21 protein-coding genes and 1 pseudogene are annotated in these 22,246 nt (G+C 37.9%); 16 read left to right on the top strand and 6 right to left on the bottom strand.

Going from position 1 to position 22,246, the window contains the following annotated elements; translation table 11 throughout:
• The first annotated feature begins 132 nt into the window (after positions 1-132).
• From aceA to BkAM31D_RS14410, 6 genes are all read left to right on the top strand, one after another.
• Positions 133-1,425: an isocitrate lyase gene (gene aceA / locus BkAM31D_RS14435; protein WP_066150794.1), complete on the top strand. Its 1,293-nt coding sequence runs from the start codon at positions 133-135 to the stop codon at positions 1,423-1,425.
• A gap of 178 nt (positions 1,426-1,603) precedes the next feature.
• Positions 1,604-2,500 (top strand): AEC family transporter, encoded by an 897-nt coding sequence (locus BkAM31D_RS14430; RefSeq protein ID WP_066150791.1) that lies wholly within the window; start codon positions 1,604-1,606, stop codon positions 2,498-2,500.
• Positions 2,501-2,609: 109 nt separating this feature from the next.
• The gene (dapD, locus tag BkAM31D_RS14425) at positions 2,610-3,332 is read left to right on the top strand and encodes a 2,3,4,5-tetrahydropyridine-2,6-dicarboxylate N-acetyltransferase (protein ID WP_066150788.1); all 723 of its coding nucleotides are present in this window, start codon (positions 2,610-2,612) and stop codon (positions 3,330-3,332) included.
• An 88-nt stretch (positions 3,333-3,420) separates the two neighbouring features.
• On the top strand, positions 3,421-4,638 hold the full coding sequence (locus BkAM31D_RS14420) for an aspartate aminotransferase family protein (protein ID WP_157076751.1): 1,218 nt from the start codon (positions 3,421-3,423) through the stop codon (positions 4,636-4,638).
• A complete protein-coding gene (locus tag BkAM31D_RS14415) occupies positions 4,625-5,746 on the top strand; it encodes an N-acetyldiaminopimelate deacetylase (protein WP_066150785.1) in 1,122 nt (373 codons plus the stop codon). Before BkAM31D_RS14420 ends, BkAM31D_RS14415 begins: the two co-directional genes overlap by 14 nt.
• A 124-nt stretch (positions 5,747-5,870) precedes the next feature.
• Positions 5,871-6,116, top strand: a complete 246-nt coding sequence (locus BkAM31D_RS14410; RefSeq protein ID WP_066150782.1) for a YkuS family protein — start codon at positions 5,871-5,873, stop codon at positions 6,114-6,116.
• 52 nt (positions 6,117-6,168) lie between these two features.
• Here BkAM31D_RS14410 and BkAM31D_RS14405 read toward each other — a convergent pair whose 3' ends face one another.
• Positions 6,169-7,008, bottom strand: coding sequence for a mechanosensitive ion channel family protein (locus BkAM31D_RS14405; RefSeq protein WP_066150779.1), 840 nt, complete (start codon positions 7,006-7,008; stop codon positions 6,169-6,171).
• 345 nt (positions 7,009-7,353) lie between these two features.
• Here BkAM31D_RS14405 and BkAM31D_RS14400 point away from each other — a divergent pair, with 345 nt between their 5' ends.
• The 4 genes from BkAM31D_RS14400 (at position 7,354) to BkAM31D_RS14385 (ending at position 11,873) form a co-directional block, all read left to right on the top strand.
• Positions 7,354-7,905, top strand: a complete 552-nt coding sequence (locus BkAM31D_RS14400) for a peroxiredoxin (protein WP_066150776.1) — start codon at positions 7,354-7,356, stop codon at positions 7,903-7,905.
• A gap of 83 nt (positions 7,906-7,988) precedes the next feature.
• A complete protein-coding gene (locus BkAM31D_RS14395; protein WP_066150773.1) occupies positions 7,989-8,441 on the top strand; it encodes a TlpA disulfide reductase family protein in 453 nt (150 codons plus the stop codon).
• A 101-nt stretch (positions 8,442-8,542) separates the two neighbouring features.
• Positions 8,543-9,778 carry a peptidoglycan recognition protein family protein gene (locus BkAM31D_RS14390; protein ID WP_066150769.1) on the top strand — a complete coding sequence of 412 codons (1,236 nt, stop codon included), beginning with the start codon at positions 8,543-8,545 and terminating at the stop codon, positions 9,776-9,778.
• Positions 9,779-9,893: 115 nt separating this feature from the next.
• On the top strand, positions 9,894-11,873 hold the full coding sequence (locus tag BkAM31D_RS14385; RefSeq protein WP_066150765.1) for an electron transport protein: 1,980 nt from the start codon (positions 9,894-9,896) through the stop codon (positions 11,871-11,873).
• Positions 11,874-11,897: 24 nt separating this feature from the next.
• Here the strand turns inward: BkAM31D_RS14385 and rnjA are convergent, their stop codons facing one another.
• The 4 genes and pseudogenes from rnjA to BkAM31D_RS24400 form a co-directional block, all read right to left on the bottom strand.
• Positions 11,898-13,565, bottom strand: a complete 1,668-nt coding sequence (rnjA, locus tag BkAM31D_RS14380; RefSeq protein ID WP_066150762.1) for a ribonuclease J1 — start codon at positions 13,563-13,565, stop codon at positions 11,898-11,900.
• A 3-nt stretch (positions 13,566-13,568) separates the two neighbouring features.
• Positions 13,569-13,778: a DNA-dependent RNA polymerase subunit epsilon gene (locus BkAM31D_RS14375; protein WP_066150759.1), complete on the bottom strand. Its 210-nt coding sequence runs from the start codon at positions 13,776-13,778 to the stop codon at positions 13,569-13,571.
• A gap of 358 nt (positions 13,779-14,136) precedes the next feature.
• Complete coding sequence (def, locus tag BkAM31D_RS14370) at positions 14,137-14,688, bottom strand: peptide deformylase (RefSeq protein ID WP_066150755.1); 552 nt, start codon at positions 14,686-14,688, stop codon at positions 14,137-14,139.
• A gap of 133 nt (positions 14,689-14,821) precedes the next feature.
• Positions 14,822-14,896 (bottom strand): annotated as a pseudogene (locus tag BkAM31D_RS24400) (YjcZ family sporulation protein); the annotation flags it as partial.
• A gap of 376 nt (positions 14,897-15,272) precedes the next feature.
• Here BkAM31D_RS24400 and BkAM31D_RS14360 point away from each other — a divergent pair.
• The 6 genes from BkAM31D_RS14360 to BkAM31D_RS14335 all read left to right on the top strand — a co-directional run bounded on the left by BkAM31D_RS14360 (position 15,273) and on the right by BkAM31D_RS14335 (position 21,642).
• On the top strand, positions 15,273-15,926 hold the full coding sequence (locus BkAM31D_RS14360; RefSeq protein WP_066150747.1) for a YkyA family protein: 654 nt from the start codon (positions 15,273-15,275) through the stop codon (positions 15,924-15,926).
• A 389-nt stretch (positions 15,927-16,315) separates the two neighbouring features.
• Positions 16,316-17,401, top strand: a complete 1,086-nt coding sequence (gene pdhA, locus BkAM31D_RS14355; protein ID WP_066150744.1) for a pyruvate dehydrogenase (acetyl-transferring) E1 component subunit alpha — start codon at positions 16,316-16,318, stop codon at positions 17,399-17,401.
• 3 nt (positions 17,402-17,404) lie between these two features.
• Positions 17,405-18,382, top strand: coding sequence for an alpha-ketoacid dehydrogenase subunit beta (locus tag BkAM31D_RS14350; RefSeq protein ID WP_066150741.1), 978 nt, complete (start codon positions 17,405-17,407; stop codon positions 18,380-18,382).
• A 98-nt stretch (positions 18,383-18,480) separates the two neighbouring features.
• Positions 18,481-19,770: a dihydrolipoamide acetyltransferase family protein gene (locus tag BkAM31D_RS14345; protein ID WP_066150738.1), complete on the top strand. Its 1,290-nt coding sequence runs from the start codon at positions 18,481-18,483 to the stop codon at positions 19,768-19,770.
• 3 nt (positions 19,771-19,773) lie between these two features.
• Positions 19,774-21,183 (top strand): dihydrolipoyl dehydrogenase, encoded by a 1,410-nt coding sequence (gene lpdA, locus BkAM31D_RS14340; protein WP_066150735.1) that lies wholly within the window; start codon positions 19,774-19,776, stop codon positions 21,181-21,183.
• 162 nt (positions 21,184-21,345) lie between these two features.
• Entirely contained in the window at positions 21,346-21,642 is a 297-nt protein-coding gene (locus BkAM31D_RS14335; RefSeq protein WP_066150732.1) for a hypothetical protein, read from the top strand.
• A gap of 57 nt (positions 21,643-21,699) precedes the next feature.
• Here BkAM31D_RS14335 and BkAM31D_RS14330 read toward each other — a convergent pair whose 3' ends face one another.
• Positions 21,700-22,128, bottom strand: a complete 429-nt coding sequence (locus BkAM31D_RS14330) for a thioredoxin domain-containing protein (RefSeq protein ID WP_066150729.1) — start codon at positions 22,126-22,128, stop codon at positions 21,700-21,702.
• Positions 22,129-22,246 lie beyond the last annotated feature (118 nt).

The following is a 22,246-nucleotide window of genomic DNA, read 5'->3' as shown; positions in this document are numbered from 1 at the left end:
TTCAAAAAAAAGAAAAAAATGGTTGCAAATACAAAAGTGCTGTTATATTATAAGTTCATAAGAAACAAACTGTAATAATACAGCAAGAGAGAACAGGGAAACTAGTAAACTAAAAAACGAGGAGAGATGAACATGACAAACGAATCAAAACAAAGAGAAGCGAGATTATTAGAGGAGCAATGGGCAACTAATTCAAGATGGAGTGGCATAGAGAGACCATATACTGGGGAGGATGTAGTTCGTTTAAGAGGATCGGTTCAAATTGAACATACGCTGGCGCGGAGAGGTTCAGAAAAATTATGGAAACTAATCAATGAAGAAAATTTTGTAAATGCTTTAGGAGCACTAACAGGAAATCAAGCTGTTCAACAAGTAAAGGCTGGATTGAAAGCGATTTATTTAAGTGGATGGCAAGTTGCCGCTGATGCAAATCTAGCTGGCCAAATGTATCCTGACCAAAGTTTATATCCTGCAAATAGTGTTCCAAGCGTAGTTAAACGTATTAACCAAGCACTTCAACGTGCAGATCAAATTCAACATATGGAAGGCGAAGGAGACATTGATTATTTTGCTCCGATCGTAGCAGATGCTGAGGCTGGATTTGGTGGTCAATTAAACGTATTTGAGCTCATGAAAGGGATGATTGAATCAGGTGCTAGTGGTGTACACTTCGAAGATCAATTAGCATCTGAGAAAAAATGCGGACACCTCGGAGGTAAGGTTCTGATTCCGACGCAAACGGCTATCAGAAACCTTACTGCAGCAAGACTTGCAGCTGACGTTAGTGGTGTTCCGACAATCATTATTGCGCGTACAGATGCCGATGCAGCAGATTTAATTACAAGTGACATCGACCCGGCAGACCGACCATTCATTACCGGTGAAAGAACACCAGAAGGATTCTACAGAACAAATCCAGGTATTGATCAAGCAATCGCTAGAGGATTAGCTTACGCACCTTATGCAGATTTAATTTGGTGTGAAACTTCTAAGCCTTCACTTGAAGAAGCGCAGCAATTTGCAGATGCAATCCATGCTAAATTCCCTGGAAAGATGCTTGCTTATAACTGTTCACCATCATTTAACTGGGAAGCTAATCTTGATAAAGAAACAATTGAAACGTATCAAGTTGAACTTGGTAAAATGGGATATAAGTTCCAATTTGTTACATTGGCAGGATTCCATGCGCTTAACCACAGCATGTTTGAACTTGCTAACGGATACAAAACGAGAGGAATGGGTGCGTATTCAGAATTACAGCAAGCTGAGTTTGCTAGTGAATCGAAAGGTTATACAGCTACTCGCCATCAGCGTGAAGTAGGTACTGGTTATTTCGATGAAATTTCTCAAGTGGTTTCTGGAGGAACATCGTCTACGACAGCTCTGAAAGGTTCTACAGAGGAAGCGCAATTCCAAAAACAATAAGCATATTAGAACAGTACAGCCCCTGCATTTTTGCAGGGGCTGTTATATTACAACCGGTATTTAGGTGATGAGACATTACATCCATATGAAAAAAATCTATTCAACTCTCTATTTTCAAGGTATATAATGGAATTTAAATCTTTCAGTTTTACGTTTTAAAAGAGTTGGAGTGATGAATATGGATATTTTTATACAGGTTGTATTTCCAGTTTTACTTGTATTTTTAATAGGATTCTTTGTTCAGAAATGGAAAAAAATTGATATAAAGGCTGTGTCAACTGTTGCTATTTACATCATGACACCCTCGCTTGTATTTCGAACTTTCTATTACTCTGAAATTAACTTACAAGCTTTGTATATGATTATATTCTCCATTTTATTGTTGTTTAGTCTGATCATTATAAATAAAGTGTATGCGAAATTAAAAAAGTATGATCGAGCAACAGAAAGTGGGCTTATTTTATCAACGGCGTTTATGAATGCCGGGAATTACGGGGCGCCCATTATTTTATTTGCCTATGGAGAAGAAGCTTTTGCCTATTCTGTTATTTTTCTAGTGCTTCAATCAATTATTATGAATTGTTTTGGTGTGTATTATGCAGCTAGAGGAAAAGCTGGTGTTTCGATTGCATTTCGTGAAGTCTTAAAAATGCCGGCAACTTACGCTGTTATTTTAGGACTCCTTTTAAAGGTCTTTTCATACTCGGTTCCACCTAATTTAATGCTTACGGTTGATATTATAGCAGAGGCTGCGATTCCGACTGTGATGATCATTTTAGGAATGCAGTTAGCAAGGATTGAATGGGGGAATTTCGAGTGGGGGAAGGTAAGTTATGCAACAGTCGTACGATTGCTCGTTTCACCATTAATCGCGGTGGGAATTACTTTTATGCTGCCTTTAGACCCTTTAATTGCAAAAGTATTAATTGTGTCAGCTGCGATGCCTTCAGCTGCAACAATTGTTATGTATGCTGTTCAATTTGATGCAAAGCCGAAGCTCGTATCAAGTACGACTCTTATTACAACGATGCTTAGTATTATTACAATAACTTCATTGTTATGGATATTGGGGTAATACATGCTCTTTTCATTCATAAGAATTTAAAAGAATTCTACCTTTCTGATTGCATTTTTCATGTGATATCTTTATCATAATGAAGAGATTGTTATTAGGAGGAACTAACATGAAAATGATGGATGCAAATGAGATTATTCAATTTATCTCTAAAAGTGAGAAGAAAACACCTGTAAAAGTACATATTAAGGGAGACCTTGAAGGATTAAACTTTGGTTCAGATACGAAAGCATTTATTACAGGAAACGTTGGGGTTTTATTCGGTGAATGGAGTGTTATTGAACCGATTTTAAATGAAAACGAAGCGCAAATAGAAGATCTTGTGATTGAAAACGACCGCCGTAACTCTGCTATTCCGTTATTAGATATGAAGAACATCAAAGCTCGTATTGAGCCGGGTGCAATCATCCGTGATCAAGTAGAGATCGGTGATAATGCTGTTATTATGATGGGAGCGAGCATTAACATTGGTGCGGTAATTGGTGAAGGAACAATGATTGATATGAACGTTGTCCTCGGTGGTCGTGCAACCGTAGGTAAAAATTGTCACGTTGGAGCTGGATCCGTACTAGCTGGTGTTATCGAGCCACCTTCTGCAAAACCTGTAGTGGTTGAAGATGACGTTGTCATTGGTGCTAACTGTGTTGTCTTAGAAGGTGTAACGATCGGTAAAGGGGCGGTAGTTGCTGCAGGTGCAGTTGTCATTGAAGATGTACCTGCAAATACAGTTGTAGCTGGTACACCGGCTCGTGTTATTAAAGAAATTGATGAAAAAACAAAAGGTAAAACAGAAATTAAGCATGAGCTTAGACGCTTAAATGAAGATAACTAAGTAATAAATGGGACAAGCAGCTTTGTTGTAGAGGGATACCTTTGCGACAAAGCTCTTTCCTTACATATAGAGAAGGGGGATAAAGGAGTTGTCAAACTGGATAGAGCGTGACCAACAAGCAATCATGTCTACTTACGGACGTCTTCCAATTGTAATTGATCGTGGTGAAGGCAATTATTTATTTGATGAAAATGGAAAAAAATACTTGGATTTATTTACGGGATTAGCCGTTAATATACTAGGTCATAGTCATCCGGCAATTTTAGAAGCTATGAAACAACAAGCGGAGAAATTCCTCCATATTTCTAACTATTTTTATAATAAACCAGCAATTGTTTTAGCCGAAAAGTTGGTAAGAAATTCAGTGACAGGAAAAGTTTTCTTTGCGAATTCGGGTGCAGAAGCAACTGAAGCGGCTCTGAAATTTGTGCATAAATGGTCAAAAGAACAATCGACTGAACGCAATGGCGTTGTTGTGTTTAAAAGAAGCTTCCATGGACGTACACTAGGGGCATTGAAGTTAACAAGGCAACCTGGTGTATATCAAGATTTTCCTGCAACAGACATTCCGGTCTTTGAAGTTGAACCACATAATGTTGAAGCTTTGGAAGAAGTAATGGTGCAACATTCCCCGGCAGCACTGATTGTAGAACCTGTTTTAGGTTCCGGAGGGATTGTTACTCTAAAAGAGGAATATCTTCGTGAAATTTCAAATCTATGTAAAAAATATGGCGTTCTTTGTTGCATGGATGAAATTCAAACGGGTGTAGGGCGTACCGGAACGTTTTTTGCGTATCAACATGCTGGCATTGAGCCAGATGTGATTTTATTTGCAAAAGGTATAGGTGGAGGACTTCCTCTTGGTGGAATTATCGTTGCTGAACGTTATGCCCATCTTTTTAAACCTGGTGATCACGGGACGACGTTTGGTCCTTCTCCTTTAAGTGCTGCACTAGGAAATGCTGTTATTGATGAATTACTTGTTAACGGACAGTTGGAGAAAGGAAATGTTGTGGCGGATTTCTTACATCAACAGATTAATAACCTAAAGTCCAAATATCCTACTCAAATTGTTGATGTACGAGGTAAGGGGATGATGTTAGGAATTGTGATGAATCTAGATGGATCACAAGTAAAAGAAATTCAACGTCAATTATTAACAGACGGTTTAATGGTCGATGTTACTCAACATACGATTATCCGCTTGCTACCTCCATTAACACTAACAAATGATGAAGTACAATTGTTTACAGAAAAGCTCGAAGAAAAGATTAAAGCTGTGGTGAATGCTAATGTTTCAAGCTGATGAGTTAATAAAAATAAGGCGTGATTTACACCAAATTCCTGAACTCGGGTACGAGGAAGTGAAAACACAACGTTATCTATTGAAGAAAATTGCAAAATTACCTAATCAATATTTGACTGTGGAAACATGGAGAACCGGTATTTTTGTTCATGTCACTGGTAGAGATGCAACAAGGACGTTGGGGTATAGGGCAGATATTGACGGTTTGCCTATTCTTGAACAGACGTCCTATGAAGAATTTCAGTCTCTTCATAAAGGAGCGATGCACGCCTGTGGGCATGACTTTCATATGACAATTGCCTTAGGTGTTCTCAGTTATTTGGCTTACAATCAGCCTAAATACAATTGCTTATTTATTTTTCAGCCAGCGGAAGAGGGGCCAGGAGGCGCTAAACCAATGCTAGAATCAGCTCCGTTTCGAAGGTGGAAACCAGATCAAATGCTAGCATTACATATTGCTCCTGAATATCCAGTTGGGACGATTGCCACGAAGGTGGGACTGCTTTTTGCTAACACTTCTGAACTATTTATCACGTTAAAAGGGAAGGGTGGCCATGCAGCTTATCCTCATACGGCAAATGACATGGTTGTTGCTTCAAGTCATCTCGTAACCCAATTACAAACAATTGTCGCTCGAAACGTAAACCCTTTAGATGCTGGGGTCATTACAATTGGCGTTATTAAGGGTGGAACAAAGCAAAACATTATTGCTGATACAGCGGTAATAGAAGGGACAATTCGAACTCGCTCAATTGAAACAATGAAAAAAATTAAGAAGCGAATAGAATCGCTTGTCCAAGGGGTTGAAGTTGGGTTCGAATGTACCATTACCATTGACTATGGCGCAAATTATTGTCAAGTATATAATGATAAGGAAGTTACTGAGGATTTCATCCGTTTTGCAGAAAAAAAAGAATCGGTGCATTTAATTATTTGTGATGAAGCGATGACGGGAGAAGACTTTGGTTACTTTTTAGAAGAAATTCCTGGATTAATGTTTTGGCTAGGAGTCGATAGCCAATATGGATTGCATGATGCTAGATTAGAGCCAAAGGAAGAAGCGATACCTTTGGCTGTTGAGACGATTATTGATTATTTAAACAGTTAGCTAGAACCATCTGCTTAAGCAGGTGGTTTTTTTACATACTCTTTTCAAATTTCACGTATATTTGCCATTATCTTGGGGATTTTAATAATGAAATATAACACTTTTATTTAGCGGAGGTAAAGACATGCCAAGAATTGGTGTTGAGCAATCTTTAACAGATGTACAGCAAGAGTTACAATCGAAAGGGTATGAAGTAGTTCAGTTAAAACAAGAGCAAGATGCGCAAGGTTGTGACTGTTGCGTTATTACGGGACAAGACCAAAACGTTATGGGTGTACAAGATGCTGCGATTAAAGGATCAGTAATTAATGCACATGGGATGACGGCGCAAGAGGTTTGCCAACAAGTAGAACAAAAAGTAGGTCAATAAATAATAAAAAGGGTGAGTATTAAACTCGCCCTTTACACATTTTTATAAACGTCTATTGTTCCTTCTTTTCAATATATACTTGATGTGGAAATGGAATTTCGATGTTGTTAGCATCAAGTGCTTCTTTTAATACTTTGCGCAATTTGCGTTCAACAGCCCATTGTTCCATATTCTCTGTTTTTGCAATGATTCGGATGACTACATCGGAATCGCCCAAGCTTTGAACACCTACAACATTAGGTCCTTCTTTAATTGCTTCATCTTCTAGTGCTAACTTATCGCAGGCTATTTGTAACACTGTTATCGCTTGGTCTATGTTATCATCGTAAGAAATACTCATATCAACCAATGCTCGCATGTTTCCTCGTGAATGGTTACTAACATTGCTAATCGCGCGGTTGGGAACAAAGTGAAGAGTACCATCAAATCCTCTAATTTGCGTGTTTCTTAAGCCGACTTGTTCAACAATTCCATCTACGCCGCCAGTAGTAACATAATCCCCGACATCTATTTGTCTTTCAAGTAAAAGGAAAAAGCCGGTCACGACATCACTAACTAGTCCTTGTGCACCAAAACCAATAGCTAAACCAACAACACCAGCACCTGCAATAAGTCCTGTTGCATCTAATCCAAAAATACTTATGATAATGGTTATGAAAACAAAAATTAAAACATAAGAAAAGGCATTAGTTGTTAACTTTGCTAGTGTTTTTACTCTACCTGGTGACATCCCTCGTTGTTGTTCCATTTTAGAGAAGCTGCCACTAATTAATCGATTACCAATAGACTTAGCTATTAAGAAAGCTAATATCGCTATTATAATTTGGCCAATACTCGTAGCTAGACCTATGAGAAACTCTCCTCCTGAATATTGATTTAACCATTGTTCCATCATATCACCCCTAAATAAATCGTTACGTAAATTCCGTAGAAACGGAATTATGTATGTTAAATACCCACTTTCTTTAGAGGTTAATCCTAGCATAAAAACGAAGATCCCTCAAATGTCGAAAATCAATTGAGAATGATGAGCATATTTGTCGCTTTATCACGGAAGAATTTGCTATAATTTATTATGTACAAGTCGTTTATTATAAAAATGTGTGGAGATACTAGGTTTTGTAAGATATTTTCACAGTTTTTATTTAGTCTAATTCTTATTTAATATTGACTAGTAATAAAACTTCTTTTATAATGACGGCTGTAGAGATTTTTAATTTTTTAGGAGGTTGTACATATGACAGACAAGCGTATGGTTGCTAAGCAAGCACCCCGTTTTGAAATGGATGCAGTAATGCCGAACAAAGAATTTGCAAAGGTGAGCCTTGAAGAGAATATGAAGAACGACAAATGGACAGTTCTTTTCTTCTACCCAATGGATTTCACTTTCGTATGTCCAACTGAGATCACATCATTAAGTGATCGCTATGATGAGTTTGAAGATTTAGATGCTGAAGTAATTGGAGTATCTACTGACACTGTTCATACTCACAAAGCATGGATTAACACAGCTCGTGAAGACAATGGACTTGGTGAGTTAAAGTATCCACTTGCAGCTGACACAAACCATGTTGTATCACGTGAATATGGCGTTTTAATTGAAGAAGAAGGTGTTGCACTTCGTGGTCTATTTATCATCAGTCCAGAAGGAGAGTTAATGTACTCTGTTGTTAACCACAACAACATTGGACGTGATGTAGATGAGACTCTTCGTGTGCTTCAAGCTCTTCAAACTGGTGGACTTTGCCCAGCTAACTGGAAGCCAGGTCAAAAAACACTTAACGTTTAAGGCAGATAATATAAAGAAGTCTAGCAGCAATGTTAGACTTTTTTTTATCGGATAACATAAACATAAAAGGAAGGATGATAAACATGGCATTAAAATTAAGATCGCAAATGCCTGAATTAGAAGGGGCTTCAACTTGGTTAAACGGAGAAGTTTCAAAAAGTGACCTTGTAGGAGATAAACCAACTTTAATTCATTTCTGGTCAATTAGTTGTGGACTATGCAAAGAGGCTATGCCGAATGTTAACGAATTTCGTGATCAATATAAAGATAAATTAAACGTTATTGCTGTTCACATGCCAAGATCTGAAAAAGATTTAGATTTAGAAGAAATTAAGAAAGTCGCAGCAGAACACGAAATTACTCAGCCGATTTTTGTTGATGATGAGCATAAGCTTACAGATGCTTTTGAAAATGAGTATGTGCCTGCATATTATGTATTTGATGAAGAAGGACAATTGCGTCATTTCCAAGCTGGCGGTGGCGGAATGAAAATGTTAACGAAACGTGTTAACCGAGTTCTTGGTATTAAAGAATAGTCTTATTCGTTTAAAGGATGATCTAAGGATCGTCCTTTTTATTTTGGTCAAACATCAACTTCCCCTTAGTAGACATATATATATCTATTGAGGTGATAATAATGAATATTATCGATAAACGACGTTCGTTAGCTTCGAGCAGTTCTCGGTCATATAGAAGAAGAGCTAGAAGTGCTATTAGAAACATAGCGATTCATCATAGTGCTACCACATCAGGGAGCGCAGAGGCTTTTGCTCGTTATCATGTGAATCAATTAGGTTGGCCAGGGATCGGTTATCATTATGTTGTTGACCGAGATGGTTCGATTAGTTTATGCCATGATTTAGAAGTAGTTAGTTATCACGTTGGAAATAGTAATAGCTTTGCTGTTGGTATTTGTATGGTTGGTGATTTTAGAACGCAATCACTGCCCGAGGCCCAACGCCGTTCAACTCTAAATTTAACAAGAAGTTTAATGGACCAATTAAATATACCGGTTGAAAATGTTTGGGGGCATATAGAATTTCCAGGTTATTCGTGGAAGCCGTGTCCTTCTATTAATATGCAGAATTTTCGAAGTTGGTTAAGAGAAGAGGGTGCTGAATTATCACCAATTCCAGCGCCGACGACAACATATGTTGCAGGAGCTAGGCAAAGAACTCTTTTAACACGGGGGGATCAAGGAGATGATATTCGTGCTCTTCAGGAGAGGTTAGACGAATTAGGGTTTAACCCGGGACCTATTGACGGGATATTCGGACCGCAGACGGCAGACGCGGTTATGAGGTTTCAAAGAACAGCATCGGTTGCTGTGGATGGAATTGTAGGTCCAGAAACGAGGCGAGCTCTCAGAGATTTTGAACATACTGGTGAACAGCCTGAACATGGGTCTCCAACCGATGAACCGGACGAACGAGAGGAAATGTATCAAAGTGAAACGAGAAGAATGCTTCGATTGCTTTCGCCAATGATGAGAGGGGCAGATGTACAAGAAGTGCAGCAAAAAGTCGGGGCCGCTACAGATGGTATCTTTGGTCCTGAAACAGAATCTCGTGTGAGAGAATTTCAAAGAAGAGAAGGCATAACGGTTGATGGGATTGTTGGACCACAAACATGGAGAGCGTTAGATCGCATGAATGGTTCATCTGGAATTCGTTATCAACGATTATTATCTGTTCAAACTCCTTTTATTAGAGGAGAAGATGTGAAAAGAGTTCAACGAGCTTTAAATGTAACAGTTGATGGTATTTATGGCCCCCTTACGGAAAGAGCGGTAAGAAATTTCCAAAGAAGAGAAGGTATTACTATCGATGGAATTGTTGGACCGCAAACATGGCGCCGTTTGTTCAATGAATAGGTAGAATATAAAGGTGGAGTAGTTTAATGAATGAACTGCTTTACCTTTTTGTTTGGATAGAGCAAATCTGTTTGAATCATCCTAATTAATAGAACACGGTTAGGGAGGTATTCAAATGTGGAGACGCTTTTTAATAGGGATAAGCATAGTGCTTTTTATCGTAGTAGGTTATTCAATAGTAAATGTAATTGAACCTGGTTATGCAGAGATTCCGTCAGTCAAGCAGACGTTGAATCACCCAATAAAACATCAGATGAATGACATTACAGGATATGATATATGGGGGCTAGCTTTGTCGGAAGAAGAAGCAGGTAAGTTACATGAAAAGGATTTAACTTTACATAACGGTGCTGTAAAGATAGATGAGAGCTTTATTAATGAAGGAAGAAAGTTATTTTTTAACGAAACGTTTAATAATGAAGAGTATATAACAGATGTTTTAGGGGTTTTGGATGGTCCGTTATCAGTTGGGAACATTGCTAAAGCAGTTCTTTCTGCAAGGAAGGAAGGAACGGATAATTTAAAAGTTGAGATTGCCAAAGATGCTGTTGTAGGTGGTCGTCATTTTAAAAAAGGGGAAATGATTGAGACGGGCCTAGATGTTCCGAAGGGAGGATTCGCCCCACTTGGAATGCCTATTAAGTTTAAAGATGGCCGTTTAAAAGCAGGAATCACCTGTGCTGCTTGTCATGCGACAGTGGATCGTGATTTAGGGTTAGTCATAGAGGGTGCTCCGAATGCCAATTTTGATGCTGGACTATTGTTGGCTCTAGCTTCCAATTCAACTGCATATTTTACAAACACGGCTGTTGATGCAGATAAGCTAAAAGCTTATATAGAAGAGGAAGAATGGATGAAGGAGAAAGAAAGCAAAGGGGAATATATTGCGCTACCAAATGTAGAAAAAATGGAAGAGGCGGTAGACCGTGATTTGTTAACGTGGTCAAAGGGGAATTTTGACTCAACCATGGACTTAGTTAATAATCCGAGTCAGATTCCGGATTCCTTTACATTAGGTGATCATCCTTATGGCTGGAATGGTTTTGCCTCAGTGGGTTCTTTTAAAGGGTTGACGGCTTTGAATAATAATGTTCACGCTCAAAATTCCGACTTGCTTGCTCAGGCGGATCAAAGTGAGGCGTTATTTGAGATTGATAAAGAAAGGTATATCGGTACAATTTTGCAGAATGCTGCAAATCCAGAATTCCGTTATCATCATCAAAGGGAGAAGGGGCCTGCTGATTGGTTAAGTCAAATAGATGATAATGATACGGTACCTGGTTTCAATGACATGATTCGACCACCAACGTATCCCAATGTATCACTATTTACCCCTAATGGAACAGTTATCGGATCAGAGGGACATACAGTTTTGGAAGAGTTAAATGCCATCTCGGCTTATCAAAATGCTTTAAAACCGCCTTTGGAGAATGAAAGTTCGTATTCAGCGACCGAACGTAAAGGGAGAGAGGTGTTTACTAAAGCAGGGTGTATAACTTGTCATGCGGGAGAGGCGAGAACGAATCATCTTATTATTCCAGTTGAAGAGTTAAGAACTGAGCCGTCGCGAGCACTTGCCTTTAAGGATGCGCAATCGCTAACAATGGAGCCTTGGTTCTATCCTTTGGATACACCGATTCCGGTTCCGGAAGATGTCGAAAAAATAAAAATTCCAACAAATCATTTGGATAAAAAACAAGTGGAACTTTCATTAGCGTATCATTCAAACGGAGGCTATAAAGTGAAGGGCTTAGTAGGCTTGAAATATTCTGCCCCTTACTTGCATGAAGGTGGAGTATCTATCGGAACAGACGTTTCAACACAAATAGGACTTGCTGGAACATTTGAAAAGGGAATAGAGCCAGATCCTTATAATAGTTTGTTAGCGATGATTGATCGAGAATTAAGAGAGAAGGTAGTAACTGCAAATAAACAATCTAGAAAATTACAAGCTTCTCACAGTACAGGAGAAGGTCATATGTATTGGGTTGATCAAAAAAGTGGTTTCTCAAAAGAAGAACAGGATGCTTTAATACAGTACTTATTATCCATTGATTTAGATAAAGAGAGAAAGATCGATGTGGATGATAAATAAAAAGGAGGCTATCTGCCTCCTTTTTTAAACTTCCATAATGATTGGTAAAATCATCGGTTTTCTTTTTGTTCGTTCATATAAGAATGGTCCTAATAGATCTGTTATTTCATTTTTAATTTCAGACCATTGAGTTGTTTTTCTTTCCATGACTGAGTCTAAATGATTGGCTAATAGCTTTTGCGCCTCATGGATTAAGTCACTAGATTCTCTCATGTACACAAACCCACGAGAAATTAAATCTGGACCAGCCGTAACTTTAAATTCTTTCATATTAAGACTCACTACGACGACAACAAGACCTTCTTCAGAAAGAATTCGACGGTCACGTAATACGATGTTTCCAATATCGCCTATACCATTCCCGTCAACATAAACGGAACCGGAAGGGATTTTTCCTACAACGCCAGCTTCATCTCGGTGAAGAGCTAAAACATCACCATTATCCATGATAAAGCTATTTTCTACAGGGATACCGCAGTCTTCTGCTAATTTTATATGCATTTTCAGCATGCGATACTCGCCGTGAATAGGCATAAAATACTGTGGCTTCATTAATCTAAGCATAAGCTTTTGCTCTTCTTGTCCACCGTGTCCGGAAGTGTGTATATCACTCAAAGAGCCATGGATAACATCTGCACCAGCACGGTAAAGCTGATTTATCGTTTTGCTGACACTTAAAGTGTTACCTGGAATAGGGGAAGAAGAAAATACAACCGTGTCACCAGGGATGATTTGGATTTGGCGATGAGTACCACTAGCAATGCGAGAAAGTGCTGCCATTGGCTCACCTTGGCTTCCAGTACATAAAATAGTTACTTGATTGTCTGGTAGCTTATTAATTTGTGATGGTTCAATAAAAGTTGACTTAGGTGCACTGATATAACCAAGTTCTTGGCCGATGTTTAATGCGTTTTCCATACTTCGGCCAAATACCGCAATTTTACGACCGTTCTGAACAGCTGCTTCGACAACCTGTTGTAGACGATGAATATTTGATGCAAATGTAGCGAATATAATTCGTCCATCTACTTTTCGGAAAATATTTGTGATGCTTTCTCCAACTTTACGTTCGGACATTGTGAATTCTGGGATCTCACTATTTGTACTGTCAGATAGTAAACACAAAACGCCTTCTTCACCGATCTTTGCCATTTTTGTTAAATTTGCCGGTTCTCCTACTGGAGTGAAGTCGAATTTAAAATCACCAGTGTGAACAATGTTACCTGGAGGTGTTTTGACAACGATCCCAAAAGCCTCAGGAATACTATGAGTTGTTCGATAAAAAGAAACGGAGGTCTTTGTAAATTTCACAATTTGGTCTTCATGAACTTCATGTAATTTTGCTTTCCGTAATAGACCGTGTTCTTCTAACTTGCCTTTTAAAAGACCTAATGCTAATTTACCGCCGTAAATCGGAATATTCACCGCTCTTAATAAATATGGGATTCCGCCAATGTGATCTTCATGACCGTGGGTGATGAAAAGCCCTTTTATTTTGTCTTCATTTTTGACTAAATACGTATAGTCAGGAATAACGTAATCAATGCCAAGAAGCTCGTCCTCTGGAAACTTTATTCCGGCATCAATTAAAATAATTTCATCTTGGAATTGAACAGCGTACGTATTTTTGCCGATCTCACCTAAACCGCCCAAGGCAAAAACTGCTGTCTGATTGTTCTTCACTTGTTTCATGAATTATATAGACTCCACAGCGAATGAATCTTGTGATTGTTCATATTCCAGATGAGCCCCAGAGATTGATGTAACAAATTCGATGTTGTAGTTACGTGAAGCTAATTTCTTACGAACGTCAGCCTCACTTTCACCTTCTACATAAATAGATTCCGTTAATTCACGCACCGGAACCTGAGAAGAATTCTTTTGAAAAAAAACTTTAAAAATCATGCTATTACCTCTCCTTACCATTGGTTATATTTTCATTATAAAGCAAATGTCACCGTATTTCATGTTTTTCTTTTATATAGCGATAATTAAATGCCCCTTCTTATCTCTAATCGCTAATTATTAACGTTAAAAGCATCTTTTAAACTTCAGCTAATCGACTTTTTGGAAGCAAATTTTTACAGCCTTTTACAAGTTTTTTTCTCCATTTACGTAACATAGATGTTTCACACCTTTCTCATCATATTTATCCATTTTATCTAATTGAAAATTCAAGGTTTGTATGAATAGTATGTGTTGGTTGTGAAACGTCTGTTCAAGGTAAAATTTGGATAAAAAGAAAAAGACCCAAAAAGCAGGGTCATCCTTTCAAATTAGGTAGTTCTCTTTTTAATTTATCTTTAAATTCATTTATTCGATCGTAGAACATAATCCCGTTTAGGTGATCAAGTTCATGTTGGAAGACAATTGCTACGAACCCCCTTAATCGTAAAGTAACTTCCTCACCCTCTAAGTTTGTCCCTTTCACAGTAATGCGAGAATATCGCGGAACGTTCCCTGGGATATCTCTATCAACCGAGAGACAACCTTCTCCGCCTTCTAAGTGAGTTTCTTCAATAGAATGGCTAATGATTTTAGGGTTAAACAAGCCCATGCTATATAATTTATCTTGCTCATCTGTTGCATGAATAGCAAACATTCTTTTTGAAATACCAATTTGTGGTGCGGCAACACCTACTCCGGGTCTTAGATCGTATTTCTCTGCAAGCTCAGGGTCTTGACTGTTAATAACAAATTGTAACATTTCTTGAAGTGTCTTTTTGTCTTCTTCACTGGCAGGAAGAGTGACATCTTCAGCGACCTTGCGAAGAACGGGATCTCCCTCTCTTACGATGTCTTTCATAGTTAACATATGTATTCACTCCTTTATTCGATAAGTTTACTTTAAAAATAATTAAATAAAATATCAAGTAGTATTATAACAATCGTAAATGAAATTAGAAAAAAAGGAGCTAAGGATTCCCCTAACTCCTTTTCGTATCCTCTTAACAGTGACCGAACTTAGAAGCACCTACAATGATTAACAGGATGAAAAGTACCACGATTAACGCGAAACCTCTACCAGCACCTGCACCTGGAGCATAAGCGCCTCCAACTACTGGAGCACCGTAACCATACCCACAAGGGTCAGTGCAACATCCAAATCCTCCAACGTGTCCTGTACCGTATCCATATCCGTACATTTTACATTCCTCCTTTAATTCTAGGCACCGCATTGGCTGCGATTCACTAACTACATTATGCAAAATCCAAAAGGGTGGTTGGATGAATGCCCATTTTTCAGGATTCTTTTTTATTTATTTTCTGGACAGGCTCATATTCACAAGAAGGCATTCATATAATAGCAACGGAATGGAGTAAAAAAATGTTGTTATTTTACAGTTATTGGATTAGTGTATATGTGTGATATGTATAAGTGAGTTAGGGGGAACAAAAGTGAAAGGTAAAATTTGGTTAATAATTCTATTAACTTTAGCTTTACTAACATTAACAGCTTGTAAAGAACAACCGGCTGAAATTGTTTACCAACATTTGGAGACAGCTGTAGAACTTGAAGAGCCTTTTCAAAAACAACAAGAACCTCTACAAAAAGCTGAATTAAGAGAAAGTGAAATTTTTGACGAAATTATAGCGTTAGGTTTAAATGAAATGGATCAGATTATTGAGTTAGTTGAAGAAGCCATTTCTTCTATTGAAGCAAGAGAGGGAATGGTTACTGCTGAAAAAGCAAGTATAGAAGAAAGTTTTGATGAATTTAAAAAAATAGAAGAAGAAGTAGATTCTTTTGAGGATGAATCTTTAGAGGAACTGTTTCAATCATTAAAGGAAAGTATGCAGGAAAGATTTGATCATTATTCTGAATTACATGATACTTATATGAAAACAATTCATGAAGATAAAGTATTATTTGAACTTTTAAAAGATGAGGAACTAAGTATTGAAGAACTTCAAGATCAAATAGACATCATTAATGACTTATATGTAGAGGTCGAAAAAAAGAAAGAAGCTTTTAATGAATCCACAGATACATACAACCAATTAAAGAAAGACTTTTATGAAACCGCTGAGCTTAACGTACAGTATCAATAGTACGTTAAGCTTTTTTTATGGAGAAATAAATTGAACTGTACTAATATTGTTATAGATTGTAGTATAACACTTTTTTCTTAATATTGAAAAAGGTAAGAATGAAAGGATTTACAAATTCCTGAGTCAAAAGGATTGACGGGATTTATGTAAATAATGTAGACTTAAATCCGTGAACAGTGTTGTATTACTTTTTTTCTGGAATGACTAATACAGATAAAGTGTTCTTTTACAAAAGCGAAATTCTCTAGCGTTTTCTTTATTAAAAGGTTATGGATAAGTATACTTTGGGTAACCTATTTGTGAGATTTGTCAAATAGCTTTATACAAATTAATAACAATCATGTAAAACGTATGAGTGATTTCTTATTCGAAAGGAAGAGGTGAAGGTAGTGAGTACAAAAACGTTAGCACAAGTTGAGGAGCAATTCGAAACGTTCCAAATTTTAAATGAAGAAGGCGAAGTCGTTAACGAAGCTGCAATGCCTGAATTAAGTGATGAGAATTTACAAGAGATTATGAGACGGATGGTCTATACACGTATTTGGGATCAACGTGCAATCTCATTAAACAGACAAGGACGTCTTGGTTTCTATGCGCCAGTAGCTGGACAAGAAGCATCAATGTTAGGAAGTCAATTCGCTTTAGATAAGGATGATTGGATCCTACCAGGTTACCGTGATATTCCACAAATCGTATTCCATGGCTTACCATTACATCAAGCGTTCTTATGGTCACGTGGTCACTTTGCTGGAAGTCAGTTTCCAGATGGGTTAAACATTTTATTCCCGCAAATTATTATTGGTGCTCAAATTATCCAGACTGCTGGGGTTGCACTTGGACTTAAGCGTAAAGGTAAAAATAATATTGCGATTACTTATACTGGTGATGGCGGTGCTTCACAAGGTGATTTCTACGAGGGAATGAACTTTGCGGGTGCGTACAATGCTCCAGCAGTATTTATTGTTCAAAATAACCGTTTTGCGATTTCAGTACCGGTTGAAAAGCAATCTGCAGCAAAGACAATTGCTCAAAAAGCTGTTGCTGCTGGTATTGAAGGAATTCAAGTAGATGGAATGGATGTTCTAGCTGTTTATTCGGCAACGAAGCAAGCTCGTGAACGTGCACTTGCTGGAGAAGGTCCGACTCTAATTGAAACAATGACATACCGTTATGGTCCACACACTATGGCTGGTGACGACCCAACTCGTTATCGTTCTTCAGACTTAGACGATGAATGGACAAAGAAAGATCCACTTGTTCGTTTCCGTAAGTTCTTAGAAAAGAAAGGTCTTTGGACAGAAGAAAAAGAAAATGAAGTCGTTGAAAAAGCTAAAGAAGATATCAAAGAAGCAATGAAACAAGCGGATAGTGCTCCTAAACAAAAAGTAACGGACCTAATAGGGTTCATGTTCGAAGATTTACCACACAATCTTCGCGAGCAAATGGAAGAATACACAGCAAAGGAGTCGAAGTAACTCATGGCACAAATGACTATGATTCAAGCAATTACGGATGCGATGCGTAATGAGCTTAAGAATAATGAAGATGTTCTTGTGTTTGGTGAAGACGTTGGTCAAAACGGTGGTGTATTCCGTGCGACTGAAGGTCTACAAAAAGAATTCGGAGAAGAGCGTGTGTTTGATACGCCATTAGCTGAATCTGGTATTGGTGGTTTAGCAATTGGACTAGGATTAACTGGCTTCCGTCCGGTTATGGAAATCCAATTCTTTGGTTTCCTATTTGAAGTGTTTGACTCAGTTGCTGGCCAAATGAACCGTATGCGTTATCGTACAGGTGGTAAATTAACTTCACCTATTACTGTTCGTTCACCATTTGGTGGTGGTGTTAAAACACCAGAAATGCATGCAGATAGCTTAGAAGGATTAGTTGCTCAAACGCCTGGTTTGAAAGTAGTAATCCCTTCCACTCCTTATGACGCTAAAGGTTTATTAATTTCTGCAATTCGTGATAACGATCCGGTTGTTTTCTTGGAGCACATGAAGTTATACCGTTCTTTCCGTGCGGAAGTACCTGAAGAAGAGTACACAATTCCATTAGGGAAAGCGGATATTAAGCGAGAAGGAAAAGACTTAACTATTGTTACATATGGTGCAATGGTCCATTCTTCACTTAAAGCTGCAGAAGAATTAGAAAAAGAGGGCATTGATGTTGAAGTAATCGACCTTATGACAATCAGTCCACTTGATATTGATACAATTATTGCATCTGTTGAAAAGACTAATCGTGCAATTGTAGTTCAGGAAGCACAAAAGCAAGCTGGTATCGCTGCTAATGTTGTAGCTGAAATCACAGAGCGTTCCATTCTTAGCTTGGAAGCTCCAGTGTTACGTGTGGCTGCACCTGATACAATTTATCCTTTTGCAGCGGCAGAAGATGCATGGTTACCTGACTACAAAGGAATTATCGAAACAGCTAAGAAAGTTATCAACTTTTAATTAGAACGATTATGACTTTATAGACATGTATGAAAAGGAAAGATGGATGTCTTTCCTTTTCAACTAATTTAACTGTTTAATTAAAGGAGGCACTTCAAGTGGCATACGAGTTTAAATTGCCTGATATTGGTGAAGGTATTCACGAAGGTGAAATTGTAAAATGGTTTGTAAAACCAGGTGATGAAATTAAAGAAGATGATATTCTTCTTGAAGTACAAAATGATAAAGCAGTAGTAGAAATTCCATCTCCTGTTGACGGTAAAGTTCTTGATATTAAAGTAGAAGAAGGAACTGTTAGTATCGTTGGTGATGTTCTATTAACTATTGATGCTGGAGATGCTAACCCAGCCGAAGAAACGAGTGCGCCAGAAGAAGAAGCTAAGTCTGAACCTGCTAAGGAAGAAGTAGCTAAATCATCTGAGCCTGCAGCGGATACAGCTAACGATGACGTTGATAGTGATGCTCGTGTAATAGCGATGCCTTCTGTTCGTAAATATGCTCGTGAAAAAGGTGTAGCGATTCATAAAGTTACAGCTACTGGAAAGAATGGACGTGTACTAAAAGAAGACATCGACGCATTCCTTAACGGTGGTGCTCAAGCAGAGACAGCTCAAGCAGAAGTGAAAGAAGAAACTTCAACTCAAACAGCAGCACCAAAAGCTGAGCCTGTAGCAATTCCTGTAGGAGAGCTTGAGGAGCGTGTACCTCTTAAAGGAGTACGTAAAGCAATTGCAAAAGCAATGGTGAACTCTAAGCATACAGCTCCTCACGTTACTCACATGGATGAAATTGAAGTATCTAACTTAGTTGCACATCGTAAAGAGTACAAAGAAATGGCTGCGGCACAAGGTACAAAATTAACTTACTTACCATATGTCGTAAAAGCTTTGACAGCTGCATTACGTAAGTTCCCTGCGCTTAATGCTTCTATTGACGATGTAAACGAAGAAATTGTATACAAAAAGTATTTCAACATCGGAATTGCTGCTGATACAGAGCATGGTTTATTCGTTCCAGTAGTAAAAGATGCAGATCGTAAATCGATCTTTGCTCTTGCTGATGAAATTAATGAGTTGGCAGCGAAAGCTCGTGATGGTAAACTTAGTGGTGCAGAAATGAAGGGCGGATCTGCCACAATTTCAAATGTTGGCTCTGCTCGTGGACTTTGGTTTACACCTGTTATTAATCACCCAGAAGTAGCTATTTTAGGTATTGGTCGAATTGAAGAAAAGCCAGTTGTTAAAAATGGTGAGATCGTAGCTGCACCAGTGTTAGCATTATCTTTAAGTTATGACCACCGTCTAATTGATGGCGTTACAGCTCAGAATGCATTAAACCACGTGAAACGTCTATTAAATGATCCGCAATTATTATTAATGGAGGGGTAGTACATGGTTGTTGGAGATTTCGCACATGAGGTAGATACGCTTGTTATTGGTTCAGGTCCTGGAGGTTATGTTGCAGCAATTCGTGCAGCGCAACTAGGACAAAAAGTAACAATTGTAGAAAAAGGAGAAATGGGTGGCGTTTGTTTAAACGTTGGTTGTATTCCTTCTAAAGCTTTAATCTCTGCTGGACATCGTTATCATAATGCTAAGCATTCTGATGATATGGGTATTATTGCAGAAAACGTTTCAATTAACTTTGAAAAAGTTCAAGAATGGAAAGCTTCAGTTGTTAAGAAATTAACAGGTGGAGTTGAAGGATTACTTAAAGGAAATAAAGTAGAAATCGTACGTGGAGAAGCATATTTTGCTTCTGAAAACTCTGTCCGTATTATGGATGAGAAAAGTGCGCAAACATACAACTTCAAAAATTGTATTATTGCTACAGGCTCTCGTCCAATTGAGATCCCAGGATTTAAATATACGGAACGAGTAATCAACTCAACTGGAGCACTTTCACTTAAAGAAGTTCCTAAGAAGTTAGTTGTTATCGGTGGTGGATACATCGGTATGGAATTAGCTGGAGCTTACTCTAATATGGGTGCAGAAGTCGTTGTACTTGAAGGTAGTAAACAAATTCTTGGTGGTTTTGAAAAACAAATGGCCAAGCTTGTTGAACGCCGTTTGAAGAAGAATGGAGTACAATTCAAGATGGAAGCACTAGCTAAAGGTGTAGAGGAGTCTGATTCTGGTGTGAAAGTTACTGCTGAAGTAAAAGGCAAAGAAGAAGTATTTGAAGCTGATTACTGCTTAGTAACTGTAGGACGTAAGCCAAATACAGACGAACTTGGTCTTGAACAGATTGGTGTTGAGATGACTGAACGTGGAGTAGTTAAAATTGATAAGCAATGCCGCACGAATGTATCAAATATTTATGCAATTGGTGACATTGTTGAAGGACCTCCACTTGCTCATAAAGCATCTTATGAAGGCAAGATCGCAGCTGAAGCAATTGCAGGCGAAAAATCAGAGGTTGATTACTTAGCAATTCCAGCAGTTGTATTCTCTGAGCCAGAGCTTGCTAGTGTAGGGTATACAGAAGCGGAAGCGAAAGAAGCAGGATTTGATGTTGTTGCTTCTAAGTTCCCATTTGCTGCTAATGGTCGTGCGTTGTCACTTAATGAAACAGATGGTTTCATGAAGCTTGTAACTCGCAAGGAAGATGGCCTTGTTATCGGAGCACAAATTGCAGGTCCGAATGCGTCAGATATGATTGCTGAACTTGGTCTTGCGATTGAAACTGGAATGACAGCTGAAGATATTGCATTAACGATCCATGCTCATCCATCACTTGGTGAAATTACAATGGAAGCAGCTGAAGTTGCTCTAGGTACACCAATTCACATCGTTAAGTAATAGGACAGCACCGCAGAAATGCGGTGCTTTTTTAATTGTCATTGAAGTAGATGAAATAACCTATTAAAACTCAGTTGACAACTAGGATTAATGGGTTTATTATTGTTATTACATGGTAGTCTAATCGGGATTGAGGGTATTAACAATAAGGAGAGATTTTAGGTGACGAAAATAATAAATAATCTGTTTAAGTTAATTGTTAATGCGTTCCATAATATTCCATATCCATTGCTTTTCTCTGATGCATTTATGAAAAAATACACCCATTTAGAAAGTTGGGACCAATTCATAGAAATCGTTGGTACAAGGGATTTGACTGAAGATAACTTGGAACATCTTTTTTTAGCTGAAGATCATCTGCGTTTAATAACTGGCTTTTCGACATGGGCCGAAATGAAAGGTCAAGCAGAAAAGTTATATTATGAAAATTATAGAGTGGGTTCTCAACCAATGCACTAAGAAAAAGAGGATGAAAAAATAGATTTATATAATCTATTTTTTCATCCTCTTTTACGTTCAGTATGTATTAGAAAATAATCTGTTTGATGAGAGGCTTGCAGCATCTTTTTCTATTTGAAAAACCTCTTTTAAGTGCCCAAGTATTTCATCTTTCGTAAGGGAACCTTCCACCCTTAAATTTTCTTTTTCTCCTGTAAGAACGATCATAGTAGGAAATTGTTCAATATTAAAATAGCGGATAGCGTCTCTTTCTTCTGAGTCGATAATCATTAAGGAAGGAGCGTTAACGGGATCTTTTTGTTTTAGTTCTAATAAGGCATCATAATATGTTTTTTCTTCATGTAAATTAGAGGAATCAGAAAATAAAACTGTAATGGTTTGTTCTTGATCTTGACTTATCGGATTTTCTATCGATGACGCTTGCGGAAAACAGGAACTTAAAAAAAGCATCGAGCTTATAATCATCATTTCGATATACTTATCCATACCATTCACTTCCTTAGTTTTCAATCTGATAACTTATTTTATCACGCAATAAACAGCAAAAGATAATTGCAATAAAATTGTAATGAAATAGAAATATTTAGGAAATTGTAAAGAAAAA

It is taken from the genome of Halalkalibacter krulwichiae (assembly GCF_002109385.1).
In the GTDB taxonomy this organism is placed as follows: domain Bacteria; phylum Bacillota; class Bacilli; order Bacillales; family Bacillaceae_D; genus Halalkalibacter; species Halalkalibacter krulwichiae.
Note: the sequence above shows the minus strand (reverse complement) of the source record. Positions and strands in the feature narration are given on the sequence as shown.